General features: G+C 35.9%; 12 protein-coding genes. 5 read left to right on the forward strand and 7 right to left on the reverse strand.

All coding sequences use genetic code 11. From position 1 onward, the window contains the following. Window positions 1–51: 51 nt before the first annotated feature. From BWZ20_RS08365 to BWZ20_RS08390, 6 genes are all read right to left on the reverse strand, one after another. Window positions 52–1,824, reverse strand: a complete 1,773-nt coding sequence (locus BWZ20_RS08365) for a MutS-related protein (RefSeq protein ID WP_076618952.1) — start codon at window positions 1,822–1,824, stop codon at window positions 52–54. An 85-nt stretch (window positions 1,825–1,909) separates the two neighbouring features. Continuing rightward, the gene (locus tag BWZ20_RS08370) at window positions 1,910–2,656 is read right to left on the reverse strand and encodes a succinate dehydrogenase/fumarate reductase iron-sulfur subunit (protein WP_076618954.1); all 747 of its coding nucleotides are present in this window, start codon (window positions 2,654–2,656) and stop codon (window positions 1,910–1,912) included. A gap of 9 nt (window positions 2,657–2,665) precedes the next feature. Then, window positions 2,666–4,666 carry a fumarate reductase/succinate dehydrogenase flavoprotein subunit gene (locus tag BWZ20_RS08375; protein WP_076618957.1) on the reverse strand — a complete coding sequence of 667 codons (2,001 nt, stop codon included), beginning with the start codon at window positions 4,664–4,666 and terminating at the stop codon, window positions 2,666–2,668. Between the two features lie 11 nt (window positions 4,667–4,677). Continuing rightward, window positions 4,678–5,364, reverse strand: a complete 687-nt coding sequence (locus tag BWZ20_RS08380) for a succinate dehydrogenase cytochrome b subunit (RefSeq protein ID WP_076618960.1) — start codon at window positions 5,362–5,364, stop codon at window positions 4,678–4,680. Window positions 5,365–5,458: 94 nt separating this feature from the next. Then, on the reverse strand, window positions 5,459–6,325 hold the full coding sequence (locus tag BWZ20_RS08385; RefSeq protein ID WP_076618963.1) for a hypothetical protein: 867 nt from the start codon (window positions 6,323–6,325) through the stop codon (window positions 5,459–5,461). 23 nt (window positions 6,326–6,348) lie between these two features. Continuing rightward, window positions 6,349–9,192 carry a VPS10 domain-containing protein gene (locus BWZ20_RS08390; RefSeq protein ID WP_076618966.1) on the reverse strand — a complete coding sequence of 948 codons (2,844 nt, stop codon included), beginning with the start codon at window positions 9,190–9,192 and terminating at the stop codon, window positions 6,349–6,351. A gap of 367 nt (window positions 9,193–9,559) precedes the next feature. Here BWZ20_RS08390 and BWZ20_RS08395 point away from each other — a divergent pair, with 367 nt between their 5' ends. The 4 genes from BWZ20_RS08395 (at window position 9,560) to BWZ20_RS08410 (ending at window position 12,234) form a co-directional block, all read left to right on the forward strand. Then, window positions 9,560–10,852, forward strand: a complete 1,293-nt coding sequence (locus tag BWZ20_RS08395; protein ID WP_076618969.1) for an aminopeptidase P family protein — start codon at window positions 9,560–9,562, stop codon at window positions 10,850–10,852. Between the two features lie 19 nt (window positions 10,853–10,871). Next, window positions 10,872–11,093, forward strand: coding sequence for a hypothetical protein (locus BWZ20_RS08400; RefSeq protein WP_076618972.1), 222 nt, complete (start codon window positions 10,872–10,874; stop codon window positions 11,091–11,093). Between the two features lie 78 nt (window positions 11,094–11,171). Then, window positions 11,172–11,942 carry an HNH endonuclease gene (locus BWZ20_RS08405; RefSeq protein WP_076618975.1) on the forward strand — a complete coding sequence of 257 codons (771 nt, stop codon included), beginning with the start codon at window positions 11,172–11,174 and terminating at the stop codon, window positions 11,940–11,942. Further along, window positions 11,923–12,234, forward strand: coding sequence for a hypothetical protein (locus tag BWZ20_RS08410; RefSeq protein WP_076618979.1), 312 nt, complete (start codon window positions 11,923–11,925; stop codon window positions 12,232–12,234). The genes BWZ20_RS08405 and BWZ20_RS08410 overlap by 20 nt, the downstream gene beginning before the upstream one ends. A gap of 68 nt (window positions 12,235–12,302) precedes the next feature. Here BWZ20_RS08410 and BWZ20_RS08415 read toward each other — a convergent pair whose 3' ends face one another. Then, window positions 12,303–13,631 (reverse strand): aspartate kinase, encoded by a 1,329-nt coding sequence (locus BWZ20_RS08415; protein WP_076618982.1) that lies wholly within the window; start codon window positions 13,629–13,631, stop codon window positions 12,303–12,305. A 457-nt stretch (window positions 13,632–14,088) separates the two neighbouring features. Between BWZ20_RS08415 and BWZ20_RS08425 the strand changes: the two genes are divergently transcribed. Next, a complete protein-coding gene (locus tag BWZ20_RS08425) occupies window positions 14,089–15,453 on the forward strand; it encodes an ATP-binding protein (protein WP_076618988.1) in 1,365 nt (454 codons plus the stop codon). Window position 15,454: the final 1 nt, after the last annotated feature.

Here is a 15,454-nt window from a genome sequence, read left to right on the forward strand (position 1 = left end):
AAGTTTTTGTCATTCTGAAACAAGTTCAGCGTGACATGTATTGAAATAGGCTCAAACAATTTCCATCTTTTTCAAAAGGAAGCTCGCATTCATGTTTTGGCAAACACCTTTCTTTAGTTTATAATCAAAAAAGAGTTCGTCGTTTTTAATTTCAGCATCAAAGTAGTAGTTTTTTACAGTCTCTAGTCCAGCTTCTATTTCAGTAAGGCTTAAATCGTGCGTAGCGATAATTCCTGTTGCTTTTTGGCTAACTAATTTTTCTACAAATTTTCTTGAGCCAATGGCCTTATCTGTACTGTTGGTGCCCTTTAGGATTTCATCTAAAATCACAAAATAGTTTTTATATTCAGCAATAGTGTCTACAATAAATTTTAATCGTGTCAACTCGCTAAAAAAGTACGAACTATCATCCGTTAATGAATCTGTAGTACGCATACTTGTGATGAGTTTAATCGGTTTGTATTTGCTTGTTTTCGCACATACTGGTAAACCAACATTTGCCATAACAATATGCAACGCAACCGTTCTTAAAAACGTACTCTTACCAGCCATATTGGCACCTGTAACGATGAAAAACTGCTCTTGTAACAATTCTAAATCGCTATTGACACGTTTCTCGGTATTTAATAAAGGGTGTCCTAAACTTTCGGCTTTAATCGTTATGTTTTCTGCGGTAATTTCAGGGTAAGTAAAGTCTTGATGATTATAGGCATAGTTACCCAAAGTGTTGTATGCATCAAAAAAGGTCACCACTTCAAACCAATCCTCAACCTTATGCGCGTACTTGCTAATCCACTGTTCTACACGATACGTTTGCCTAATATCCCAAAGCAAATATCCATTACCAAAAATGGCTGAAATGAAGTTATTTCGGTTATCTAAAGCGTCTAAAGCTTTTGAGAATTTTGTAAATATCTGTGAGGCTTTTTCACCTTCAGACTGTATTTTTTGTTGCTGTTGTTGTAATAATTCAGACTGAAATTCTTTATGTTCAATTTGTTTCAGTAATAAAGCATATTGCCTAAAGGTGTCTTTCGCTTTTTCGGTGTTTTGGGCAACATTATTGATTGGCTTTAAAAATCTTCCTGTAATAGCTAAACCTAAAAGCAGCCAATATCCAGCATATTTTATTGGAATAATTTCAGTAAAACCTAAGACCAAAAGTGCTATTGAACTAATACTAAAACCAATTGTTAACCAATATAATGTTGCGCTTAAAAATGGCTTATAATCCTTTAACCATTCAATAATGGATTTTGCAGAATGTTCCACTTTTACACCTTGGGCTATGCCAGAATAGTATTGTCTCCATTCTGGCTCGTTGGCGAGTTCTTTAATCGCATTTTGGCGGGCGTCAATATTTGTAATATCATTTGCAAGCAAACAATTAACAAGCGATTGCGTACCTTCCTTTATGGTTGTTCTGTTAATATATTGAAAGAAAGAGCCTCTTCCGAATAAATCAATATCCAAACTATACGCATGAGCCGGATTTTGAAATACTTTTCCATCTGCTCTATCATGAAAATCTCCTGAAGCGATTTTAATCTCATCTTCGTTAATTACAACCAATCGTTTATGAAGTTGGCGTTTAGTTTTAAGATCGGTATACCTCGATAATAAAAACAAAAAAACAGCAATACCAAAAACAGCTATAACCAGTGCTAATTGCCAATTTTGAAAGGTAAGATATACACCAAGCCCTGTAAAACCAAATACGGCCAATCTTAGCAAACTATACAAACTCATTGTTTTATAAATGCGTTTGGCTTCAGAATTATGTTTTGATAATTGAGATTTATAAAATGGAATTGTAGCCTTCATTATTTAATTAAAAAATAAAATCCCAAGATAATGGTTTACCTTGGGATTGTTATATTATTTGTAAATCTCTACTTTGTAGAAACTTTTAACCTTTTAAGCTAGCTGCAAGATATTCACGATTCATACGTGCAATATTCTCTAAAGAAATACCTTTTGGACACTCTACCTCACAAGCACCAGTATTAGTACAATTACCAAAACCTTCTTCATCCATTTGTTTTACCATATTTAACACACGGTCTGTAGCTTCTACTTGGCCTTGTGGTAGCAATGCAAACTGAGAAACTTTAGCCGAAACAAATAACATAGCCGAAGAGTTTTTACAACTTGCTACACAAGCTCCACAACCAATACAAGTAGCTGCATCAAAGGCTTTGTCTGCATTTTCTTTTTCAATAGGAATGGCATTTGCATCCTGTGTATTCCCTGAAGTGTTAACAGATATAAAACCACCAGCCTGTTGAATACGATCAAACGATGAGCGATCTACCACCAAATCTTTAACTACCGGAAACGCTTTTGCGCGCCAAGGCTCAATATAAATGGTATCACCATCCTTAAAACTTCTCATGTGTAACTGGCATGCCGTTATTTTAGTTTGAGGACCATGGGCACGACCATTTATATACAATGAGCAAGTACCGCAAATACCCTCTCTACAATCGTGGTCAAATGCTACTGGTTCTTCACCTTTTCCAATCAATTCTTGGTTAAGCACATCTAACATCTCTAAGAAAGACATATCTGGTGAAATACCATTAATAGGATAATCTACGATCTTGCCTTTGTCTTTTGCGTCTTTTTGACGCCATATTTTTAACGTTAAATTCATCATAGCTTTTTATTTGTAACTTCTCTCTTTCACTTCAATATTTTCATACTCTAGTGGTTCCTTGTGATGAACTGCTTCACTTGGCTTCCCTTTAAACTCCCATGCTGAGACATATTGGTATTCTGGTCTTCTCAAAGCTTCGCCACCTTCAGTTTGATACTCTTCTCTAAAATGACCACCTGCTGACTCCTCGCGTTCTAGAGCATCCTTAGCAAATAATTCTCCTAGTTCTAGGAAGTCTGCTACACGACCTGCTTTAGCTAACTCTTCGTTATATTCGTTTTCAGTTCCTGGTACAAAAACGTCTTTGTAAAATTCTTCGCGTAACGCAGCAATTTCGGTAATAGCTTCCTTAAGTTCTTTTTCGTTACGTGCCATACCACACTTGTTCCACATAATTTTCCCTAATCGTTTGTGGAAATGGTCAACTGATTTAGAGCCTTTATTATTAATTAACTTATTAATATCCGCTCTCACCTTATTTTCTGCCTCATCAAATTCCTTACTATCCGTTGGTATTGGTCCTGTTCTAATATCGTGTGCCAAATAGTCGCCAATAGTATAAGGTAATACAAAATAACCGTCGGCCAGACCTTGCATCAATGCAGATGCACCTAATCGATTAGCTCCGTGATCTGAGAAATTAGCTTCACCAATAGCATATAAGCCAGGTACTGTAGTCATAAGGTTATAATCTACCCAAAGTCCGCCCATAGTATAGTGTACTGCAGGGTAAATCATCATTGGTGTCTCGTACGGATTTTGATCTACGATTTTTTCGTACATCTGAAACAAGTTACCATACTTATTTTCTACTACTTTTTTACCTAAATCGGTAACTACTTTTTTATCATCAACATCTAAGCCCTTAACATAAGCCTGCTCTTTTCCATAGCGTTCAATAGCTGCGGCAAAATCCAAATACACGGCTTCTCCAGTCTTGTTAACTCCATAACCAGCATCGCATCGCTCTTTAGCAGCGCGAGACGCAACGTCTCTTGGCACTAAGTTTCCAAAAGCTGGGTAACGTCGCTCTAAGTAATAATCTCTATCTTCTTCTGCGATTTGTGTTGGCTTTAAGCTTCCATTTCTAATCGCTTCAACATCTTTTTTATGTTTTGGTACCCAAATACGGCCATCGTTACGTAACGACTCGGACATCAAAGTTAATTTTGATTGATGATCTCCTGAAACCGGAATGCATGTTGGGTGAATTTGCGTATAACAAGGGTTGGCAAAGAAGGCACCACGTTTGTGTGCTTTCCAAGCTGCTGTTACATTAGAACCCATTGCATAGGTTGATAAATAAAAGGCATTACCGTAACCACCAGTTCCTAATACAACGGCATGAGCCGAATGTCTTTCTATTTCACCAGTTACGAGGTTACGTGCAATGATTCCTCTTGCTTTTCCATCAACCACCACCACGTCTAACATTTCGTGACGAGTATACATTTTTATTTTACCACGACCTATTTGGCGATTCATGGCAGCATAAGCTCCTAATAATAGTTGCTGCCCTGTTTGCCCTTTAGCATAAAATGTACGTGATACCAATACACCTCCAAATGAGCGGTTATCTAAAAGCCCACCATATTCTCTTGCAAAAGGCACTCCTTGCGCCACACACTGGTCGATAATATTTGTAGAGACCTCCGCCAAACGATACACGTTAGCTTCGCGCGAACGGTAATCACCACCTTTTACAGTATCATAAAATAAACGGTATGTAGAATCACCATCGCCTTGGTAATTTTTGGCCGCATTAATACCTCCTTGTGCTGCAATAGAATGTGCGCGTCTTGGTGAATCCTGAAAGCAAAATGCCTTTACATTATAACCAAGCTCGGCAAGCGTTGCCGCGGCAGAGCCACCAGCTAAACCTGTACCTACGATAATAACGTCTATCAGGCGCTTATTAGCTGGATTGACCAAATTAATTTCGTTTTTATGTTTGGTCCACTTGTCCGCTAATGGACCATCTGGTATTTTAGAATCTAATATTGACATAGCATTAATTTTTAGTGCGTAAAGTGATGGTAAACTGCAATGAAAATAAATAAAGCAGGAATCCCTATAGCGTACACTTTACTAAATCCTTTAAGACTTTTTGTATACTTATTGTTAGCACCAACTGACTGAAAGGCTGAATTAAATCCGTGCAACAGGTGTAATGCCAACAAGACAAAAGCTACTACATAAATTCCGACCCTTACTGGACTTACAAACTTTTCTCTTAATTCTTCATAATAGCGATATCCTGACTCGGCATTGTTAGGATCTATTAAACCGCTCATGTCTCCATTAACGTATTTTACAGTCATTTCATGCACCCAAAAATCATAAAAATGAATTCCTAAAAATGCTAAAACCACTAAACCTGTAAGTAACATATTTCTAGAAACCCAACTAGAATTGCCTGAAGCTTCATTTTTTGCATATTTTACATTTCTAGAAGCTTTGTTCTTTGCTTCTAAAATAAATCCCATTACAAAATGAAAAATAACACCGAATATTAAAATTGGTTGCATTAATCCTTGAACCACAGGATTAGTACCCATAAAGTGTGATAATTCATTAAATAATTCCTCACTAAAGACTGAGGTGAAATTTATAGAAACGTGCATTACTAGGAAAATCATTAAGAAGAATGCCGAAAGAGCCATAGCAAACTTTCTTCCTATCGAAGAATTAAAAATTCCGCTCATTGTAGATCTAATCTTTTTGTTAGTGCAACAAAAATACTGCACAAATGGCGTTTTGCCAACAAGTCTAAAATATAATTATTTATTTAGAATCGTTTTAATTAGAAGCGCTCGGAATCAAACCTCTTAAACCCATATCTACAACTTGTTCACCTGCTGATGGCTCATATTTACCGTCTTCATTCACTTCTACCCATTCAAACGAATTATTAATTGAAAAGGACAATGTTACCTCAACATCTTGTGTTTCATTTCCTGTTAAGGTAAATGGTGTTGTAAATTCGCCCGTAACCACACAAGAGCCTTGTGGTACTGGAGATGAATCAAATAATGGATTGGGCACAGTGGTTGCGCCTTCTGGTGCTTGCCCTTGCGTTGTAAATCCTAATGCTTCAAAAGCCCAAAAACCTTGTAAGACATCATCGTTTACAGTGATTGTACTTCCGTTTAAATCAAAATCTGTGATGTAATTGTTGTATCCAACAAAACTTGCCAAACGTCCTGTGATTTCTTCAGCATTTTCTGTTAAGACCTGAATGTTACCTTCTTGATAGGATAATGATACTCTTACCCATTCGTAAGAACCTGCTTGTACTTCGCTCAGCGGAACACTTAAAAACACCTCATCATCTCCTGCAAATATAGCTTGCTGAAAATCAATTGCCATAGCTCCACCTGATTCTGTTTCAGAGCCTACATAAATCACTTCTCCTTCTCCTAAAAGCGTTGTTGCTGTTGGTGCCAACTCTATGTAATTGGCACTCATCCGCTCGATAGTAGGTGATTGTGCTGCATTACCATCTGGAACAGTAACTGGTTCACCTAAATTACCTAAACGCTCTTGATTAGGGTCAAATTTTAGTTTAATGATTAGCTGCGGTGAGGTGCTAAGATTATCATCCTGATCTTCTCCACAAGCCATAAATAAGCTAAAAACTATAAAAAGTAAGATGATTTTTTTCATGATTATTTAGATTTAGGGTTGTTTTATTTTATTTCTAAAGTCGATTTGGCATCATTGATTTCAATAATATAAACGCCTTTTGGCAAGTAATATTTTCCATTGCCAGATTTACCAATCTTTAATTCTTTATTCGCTTTTTCCAAAGCTTTCTTTCCTTTTTCAGAAAGGGTTAAATCGTAATCTGTGTAATTAAATCCTTTATCAACGTTTAGTTTAAAGCTATTTAACTCAACTCCATTTTCTGATACTATTTTTATCGTTTTTTCGCCAGAAGTATTACTGTAAAACTGTATTGTTTTGCTCGGTTCGTAAGCATTTGACCATTGACTCCAAGCACTTCCCCAACGACCAGAGTGTCTTACAGAACCAACATCAAAAATGGTTGTTGATTTCGCTTTCAAGTCGGGATTCATTTGCTGTAAAGCTTCAATATTGGTTTTATAGATGCTTCGTCCGTGTGTACCTAACAATAAATCATTAGCTTCTGGTTGTACCACAATATCATGAATAGCCACATTCGGTAATCCTTTTGAAAATACTTCCCAAGATGTACCTTTATTAAAAGACACATAGGCTCCGTTATCGGTTCCTAAGTATAGGATATTTTCGTTTTTAGGATCTTCTTTTATCACGTTTACTGGAGATGCTGGAATGTTTCCGCTGATGTCTTTCCATGTCTGTCCATAATCATCACTCATGAAGGCATAAACTTTAAAATCGTCCCAACGGTAACCATTCAAGGTCACATAAACTCGCTCTTTTTTGTGTTGAGACGCAATCACACGACTTACCCACAAATCCTTTGGAAATGACTTTGAAACGTTTGTCCAGCTGCCACCACCATTTTTGGTGATGTGCACTAAACCGTCATCACTTCCTGTGTAAATTAACCCAAATTGAAACGGACTTTCTGAAATAGACGTTAATGTACCGTAAGCCACATTTCCTTTTTTACCTCCATTGGTTAGATCATCACTAATGGCTTCCCAATCGTTACCTTGATTCATGGAACGCATTAATTTATTACCTCCCAAATACAAAATATCCTGATTGTGAGGCGACAGTAAAATTGGTGTTTGCCAATTAAAACGGTACGGATTTTCGCCTAAAGTATGCTTTGGTTGAATGTAAGTTGCATCTTCAGTTTCAAGATTTAATCTGTAATAATTACCGAATTGGTAACCTGTGTACACAATATTAGAATTTCTGTTATCAATTTGAATTTGCATACCATCACCTCCCATTATGGATTTCCATGGATACTGTCCTTCTTGATGCCAGCTTTTATCTTCGCGTGCATTGTGTGCACCAACCCAAACACCATTATCTTGTAAACCTCCATACACATTATATGGTTTTTCGTTGTCCACATTAATAGCATAGAATTGTCCTACTGAAGGCGAATTGTTCTTTATCCAGTTTTCGCCATCATCATAAGAAATATTGATACCTCCATCATTACCATCAATTAAATGATTAGGATTTTTTGGGTTAATCCAAAGTGCATGATGATCGGCATGCACATTTTCTGCACTAATGCTTGTAAATGTTTTTCCTCCATCTTTAGACTTTACAATTGGCACACCATAGATGTAAATGTCATTTTCGTTTACTGGTGACACATGGATGTGACCAAAATAATAGCCATAACTATAATAGATGCCATCTAAGAAATCCTCGTGGGTTTTACTCCAAGTTTGTCCGCCATCGGTACTTTTATAAACTTCGGCACCAATTACTGGAGTATCGAACAACATGGAATTGGCATCCTCTAAATATTTTGCTAAATCAATAGGTTTTACATTGCCCGAGCGCACCATTTTCTTTACGTTCTGCGCTCGGTATTTTTCCTGAAAGCCATTATTTTTTAGAAATTGGTCTAGTTTTTTATCTTCTAAAGCCAAAAAATCTGAAGTTGACATGGTTTTAAAATCGTCCTTTGTCAATCCTTCTTTTTTATCCGATGTTTTGTCGTCCGCTCTTCGGAATTGGTTATCGTGGATGGCATAGACCACATCATCATTAAAGACTGCTATACCGATTCTTCCTACTCCTTCACCTGTTGGGAAACCGCTTTTTTCTGTGGACACTTTAATCCACGTTTCACCTGCATCTGTGCTTTTGTAAATAGCCGAGTTGTCGCCATTTCCTTTAAAGTTCCACGCTTTTCGGTCTTTTGTCCATGATGTTGCAAACATCACATTGTAATTTTTTGGACTATGTTGCAAATCGATAATACCACTTTCATCATCTACAAAAAGGGTTTGTTTCCACGTTTTTCCACCATCAGTAGTTTTATAAATTCCACGTTCTTTATTTGGCGAGTACAAATGTCCTGTAACACCAACGGTAATGACATTTGGATTATCGGGATGAATTAAAATAGGCGCAAAGTGGTGCGCATCCATTAAGCCAATGTTTTCCCAAGTTTGGCCATTGTCATTAGACTTCAACAAACCAATACCTGCATACGAGGAACGCGACGCATTATTTTCGCCTGTGCCAACATAGATGGTTCGGGTTGGCCAATGCACAGCAATATCACCAACATTCTGCGTATCTGAACCATCTAAAATTGGTGTAAAAGTAGTACCATTATTTGTGGTGTGCCATACTCCACCTGAGGCATAACCTACGTAAAATTCGGATGGCATTTCAGGATTTACATCCACATCAACCACACGACCACTCATTATAGTTGGCCCAATATTTTCAAAAGGCACATTTTTTACCAATGAGGTTTTGGCCATTTCGCGTTTTTCTGCTAGGGCTCTTTTTACGGTTTCTGCAGAGGTTGCTGGTTGTTGTGCAAAAACCACTAAAGCACTTGCGGCAAATGCAAACGACAGGAATTTAGTTCTAAACATGTTGGTTAGTTTTTATTTTTATTGTCAGATAGAGCGCAGTCGAGAACTAATCTTAAAGATATTTCTCAATTACATTTCGACTGCACTCAATGTGACAGTAATTAAAGTTGGCTGAATTTAGCCATTAATCCATATATCCTCAAAATTTATAAACAAAGTTTAACAGATTATCTTAGTAGACTTGGGCTTGCGTTTTACTTTGTTTATTTTTGAGTCACCAAAAAAACATGATAACAAAACGTCAGTTTGAGCTTAGTCAAAATGTTTTTTGTCCACTCGATTTAGCTTTCGACTGCGCTCAAGCAGACACTTAATTAATATTAATGAAATTCCCATTTTCATGGGAATAGAAAAATAAATTTTCTTTATGAAATACCATCCTATAGACCGTAACCTATTCATAAAAAACCGTGAAAACTTTGCTTCTCAGATGAAGCCAAACAGTTTAGCAGTATTCAATTCAAACGATGTTTATCCTATTGGAGCGGACAGCACTATTCCGTTTCAACAAGACCGTAATATATTTTACCTCAGTGGTGTTGACCAAGAGGAAAGTATTTTGGTACTTTTTCCCGATTGCCCCAATCCTAAACACCGTGAAATTCTATTTTTAACCGAAACCAATGATCACATTGCGGTTTGGGAAGGTGAAAAACTCACCAAAGAAAAAGCCTTTGAAACCTCTGGTGTAAAAACCGTGTATTGGCTACAAGATTTCGATAAAATTTTCAAAGAAATCATGGCTCAGGCAGATACCATCTACATTAACACTAACGAACATTATCGTGCTAATGTAGCAACGGAAACACGCGAGGCACGATTCAACAAACAGATAAAAGCACAATTTCCTGCGCACAAAGTAGAAAAAAGTAATCCGATTTTACAGCGTTTGCGTTCTATAAAAGATCCTATAGAAATTGACTTGATGCAAAAGGCTTGTAATATTACCGAAAAAGGGTTTAGACGCATTTTAGAATTCACAAAACCTGGTGTTTGGGAATACAACTTAGAAGCTGAGTTTATGCACGAGTTCCTTAACAACCGCTCTAAAGGTTTTGCTTATACTCCAATTATTGCTTCAGGAAATAATGCAAACGTTTTACACTATATTGAAAACAACCAACCGTGTAAAGCTGGTGATTTAATTCTGCTCGATGTTGGTGCAGAATATGCTAACTACTCTAGTGATATGAGTAGAACCATACCTGTTTCTGGAAAGTTTACTAATAGGCAAAAACAAGTCTACAATGCCGTAAATCGTGTTAAGGATGAAGCTACCAAAATGCTTGTGCCTGGTACTATTTGGGCAGACTACCACGTTGAAGTTGGTAAATTAATGACATCTGAATTATTGGGTCTTGGTTTATTGGATAAAGCTGATGTGCAAAACGAAAATCCAGATTGGCCAGCGTACAAAAAGTACTTTATGCATGGTACAAGTCACCATATTGGTTTAGACACGCACGATTACGGTTTACTACACGAACCAATGCAAGCCAACATGGTGTTTACGGTAGAGCCTGGTATTTATATTCCAGATGAAGGTTTTGGTGTCCGTTTAGAGGATGATGTGGTGATACAAGAACAAGGAGAACCGTTTAACTTAATGGCGAATATCCCAATTGAAGCGAACGAGATTGAAGAATTAATGAACGCATAATAACCAAAACTGATTATACATGAAACGTATTTGTATAGGCTTACTTTGTTTAAGCTTGCTTTTTAGCACCACAGGATGTGCCACGATTTTAGGTGGACCAATTTCATCGAGTCAAAAAACAAAACCTGTACCAGGACAACAACAACGCGATGTTAGAGTAGGATGGCTTATTGCAGATATCCTACTTTTTGCACCTGGTCTTATTGTTGATTTTGCTACTGGAGCTATTTATAAGAGGTAAGTTATTATTTTTAATATTGAAGCTGAAGAGATTGAGGAGTTGATGAATTAAAATTCTGATAAAACATGATTTTTTATTATGAAAAAAGGCCAAAGACTTTGGACAAGAGATGAATTAATTTTAGCGATAAACCTTTATTGTAAATTACCTTTTGGAAAATTGCATAGAACTAACCCTCAAATAGTTCATTTAGCCAACCTCATTGGAAGAACACCAAGTTCCATAGCTTACAAGTTAGTAAATTTTGCAAGCCTAGATCCAAGTCTACAAGCAAGAGGGATCAAAGGAGCTTCAAATTCAAGTAAGCTTGATAAAGTTATTTGGGATGAATTTTATAATAATTGGGAAGAATTACCATTTGAAAGTGAGAAGTTATTATCTAAATTTGAAAGAAAGTCAATCGAAGAATTAAATAATATAGATTCTAAAAGCTTACCTAAGGGTGAGGAAAGAGAAAGAGTTGTAAAAGTTAGAGTTAATCAATCGTTTTTTAGAAGCTCTATTTTAGCTTCATACAATAACACTTGTTGCGTGACTGGAATTAAACAAAGTGAATTATTAGTTGCTGGACACATTAAACCTTGGAGCCAAGATGAAAAAAACCGATTGAATCCTAGAAATGGTATTGCAATTAATGCCTTGCACGATAAGGCTTTTGAAAATGGGTTAATGACAATAACTACAGATTATAAAATTAAAATCTCTTCAATATTGTTAAAAAAGAGAAAAACAGATTCTTTAGAAAAATACTTTTTTCAATATCATGAAAGAGATATCTTTTTACCATCAAAGTTTTTACCTGATGAAAAATTTTTAACTTACCATAATAATGAGCGTTTTAAAAAATAATTTGGCTTTTGAGTATTTACATCGAGATAATGGGAATTACAAACAATTTGGTCGTTTGGTCTTTAATAACCCTAATCAAATCGATGTTACAGTTGCAACTTTAAAAATTAAAGAAAAATTAATTGACAAAATGTTTTTTTATCCTTCAAAAGTTGGTGTTCGGGAATTTAACAAAGTTGACTTTGCATTTAATATGGAATGGTATGAATTCGTGAAGTTTTCGACTACAAATGAAAAACCCACAGAAGTGATTAATATTGAAAATTTCATAGAATTATTCAATACTAAATAGTAAAACAAATACGTCATTTAACGACTACTTATAAAAATTATTAAGTAAGAGATTAATAGGTAAAGCAGTTAAACTCCCACAAAACCACCCTCAAAAACATAACGCTGCAACTTCTGCAAAGTTTCTAACTTATCGCTAGTATTAACTAAAAGTGAAATATTGTTGTTGCTACCACCATAAGCAATCATACGCACATTAACATCTTGTAACACCTGAAAGAGTTCTGGCGTATCAGGATGATAAATAATATTGTTACCGACCAGACAAACAATACTCATATAGTCGTCAATAGCTACAGTTGCAAATTTTTCGAGTTCTTCGGTTATGGCTTCTAAATGTGTGGTGTTGTCTATGGTTAAGGACACTGCAATTTCTGAGGTGGTTACCATATCTATTGAGGTTTCGTAACGCTCAAAAACTTCAAATACTTTCTTTAAAAAGCCGTGTGCTAACAGCATACGTACCGACTTAATTTTTATAGCCGTAATACCATCTTTTGCTGCAATGGCTTTAATGCCTTCTCCATGAATTTGGTTGGTAATTAAGGTTCCATGTGCCTGTGGTGCCATGGTGTTTTTGAGTCGTAATGGAATATCGAGTTGACGTACTGGCATTACGGTTTGCGGATGCAAAATCTTAGCACCAAAATAAGCCAACTCAGCAGCTTCATCGTACGACAAATGCGATAAGGCTTGTGTATCGTTAACGTAACGAGGATCGTTGTTGTGGAATCCGTCAATATCGGTCCAGATTTGCACCTCATCAGCTTCAATAGCTGCACCAATAATAGTTGCTGTGTAATCGCTTCCACCACGTAGCAGGTTGGTAATTTGCCCTTCTGCATCTAAACAAATAAAGCCTTGTGTAATGTATATATCAGCTGGTTCAACAGTATTGATAAGTCGATTAAGGTTTTGCTTGATGTAAAAATTATCGGGTTCGTTATGGTTATCAATACGCATAAAATCTAAAGCAGGCAATAACCTTACGTTAAAGCCTTCTTTTTGTAACAAACGACTAAACATAAATGTAGATAGCAATTCACCATTGGCAACAATACTGTTATGTAACGTTTGTGAAAATGGCTCGTTAATCGCATCTAATAACAGCTTGAATCTGGCATTGACGTACTTACTCACTTCCAATCGTAATGCCTGATCTTGCAACAAATCGTAAACTACAGCATTATACGTTTCGTTCAGTTCTGTAACGATGGTTTTGGCAGTTGTAAGCTCATCAACCTCAACCAATCTTGAGATTTCAACCAAAGTATTTGTAGTGCTAGACATGGCAGACAATACAACAATTTTGCGGTCTTTGGTGTTAATGATATCTTTTACATGATTCATATTCACTACCGAACCTACTGAAGTGCCACCAAACTTATATACTAACATAATGCGTTTATTTTTGAGCGCAAATGTAGATGACCTTTAAGCTATTGACCTAAATTTTGAAAGAATAGTACAATTAATTACAATTTGTTAATTATATAACAAGCATATCTATGTTTTCATTTAAAAACATCTCTAATAAGCTTTGCTCGGTATCTTCAACAAAACCTATAGCTTTCGTTTCGATAATCCTCAAGGGGACAATTCTTAACAAAATTGAAATGATAAACCTCAAAAGGAATTGCAAATGGGCTCTATTTATCCATTGAACACAAACAGACGTTACACACTTTTTTTGGCTGGTAAGTTATCAGCATGCCATAAAAAGGTGGTTTTGGTGTCTTTTCCCGTTTTACCTTTACTTTGTTACAATTTTTTTCATTTTTTACCATTACTTTGTTACATAATATTGTTATATTTACCCTTACTTTGTTACAATTTAAAATTATAGACAAACACATTGCACTTTAAAAGACTCATAAACAAAAGCTTAAAACAATGGAAAGCCAACCCAAAACGAAAGCCGCTCTTATTAAGAGGCGCAAGACAAGTGGGTAAAACAACTTTGGTGAACTCGTTTTCTCAAGGTTATGACTACTTTATTCCATTAAACCTAGAGCGTGCTGCAGACTTACGATATTTTCAAGATTTTACAGATGTCAAAACCCTTGTAGATGCTTTGTTTTTAGCAAATAATATTAGGACCAATGCTATGTCCAAGGTGCTTTTATTTATTGATGAAATACAAGAATCACCGGAAGCTATCGCATTATTAAGATATTTTTATGAAGACTTACCCCAACTACATGTTATAGCAGCTGGCTCTTTGCTTGAGCACGTTATGGACAAGGTAAAGAGTTTTCCAGTAGGTCGTGTGTCGTACTTGTATTTACATCCTTTAAATTTTGTAGAGTATCTTAACGCAAAACAACAATCATTAGCATTAGAGGCATTACATGAAATACCTGTAAAGGATTTTGCACATCAAACACTAAAAGATTTATTTCATCAATACGCCATTATTGGAGGTATGCCAGAAGTTATAGACACCTTTTTAGAGACTGATAACGTTGCAGATTTACCAGAAGTTTATGAAAGTATTTGGGCAACCTACAAAGACGATGTAGAAAAATATGCCAACAACGCCACAGATGCAAGGGTTATACGCCACATTATGAATACAGCACATTTGTATTTAGATGAGCGTATAAAATTTCAAAACTTTGGTAACTCCAATTATAAATCTAGAGAAGTTGGAGAAGCGATGCGCAACCTAAATGATGCGCGCATTATTCAATTAATTTATCCCACTACATCTATAGCGTCTCCTATAAAATCAGATTTAAAAAAATCTCCGCGCTTACAATTTTTGGACACTGGTTTAGTAAATTATGAATTAAACATTCAAGGAGATATGTTGACTTTAGAAGACTTGAGTAATGCTTACAAAGGGGCTATTATTCCTCATTTAATTACTCAAGAACTAATGTCGCTCAACACTATCACTTATTCTAAACCTAATTTTTGGGTGAGAGAAAAAAAACAAGCGTCTTCTGAGGTTGATTTGGTAATGCCTTACAAGGAAAAACTAATTCCTATTGAAATTAAATCTGGTAAAGAAGGAAAACTAAAATCGCTTCATCAATACATTGATCGAGCCGACCATCCATATGCGATTCGCATGTATAGTGGAGAATTTAGTATTGAACAACATTCAACTCCAATGGGTAAAAAACCGTATTTACTAATGAATTTACCTTATTACTTAGGCACAAAACTAGAAGATTATATCGCCTATTTTATAAACAATTATAGTATCAACTAAT

The organism is Winogradskyella sp. J14-2, assembly GCF_001971725.1.
Lineage (GTDB): Bacteria > Bacteroidota > Bacteroidia > Flavobacteriales > Flavobacteriaceae > Winogradskyella.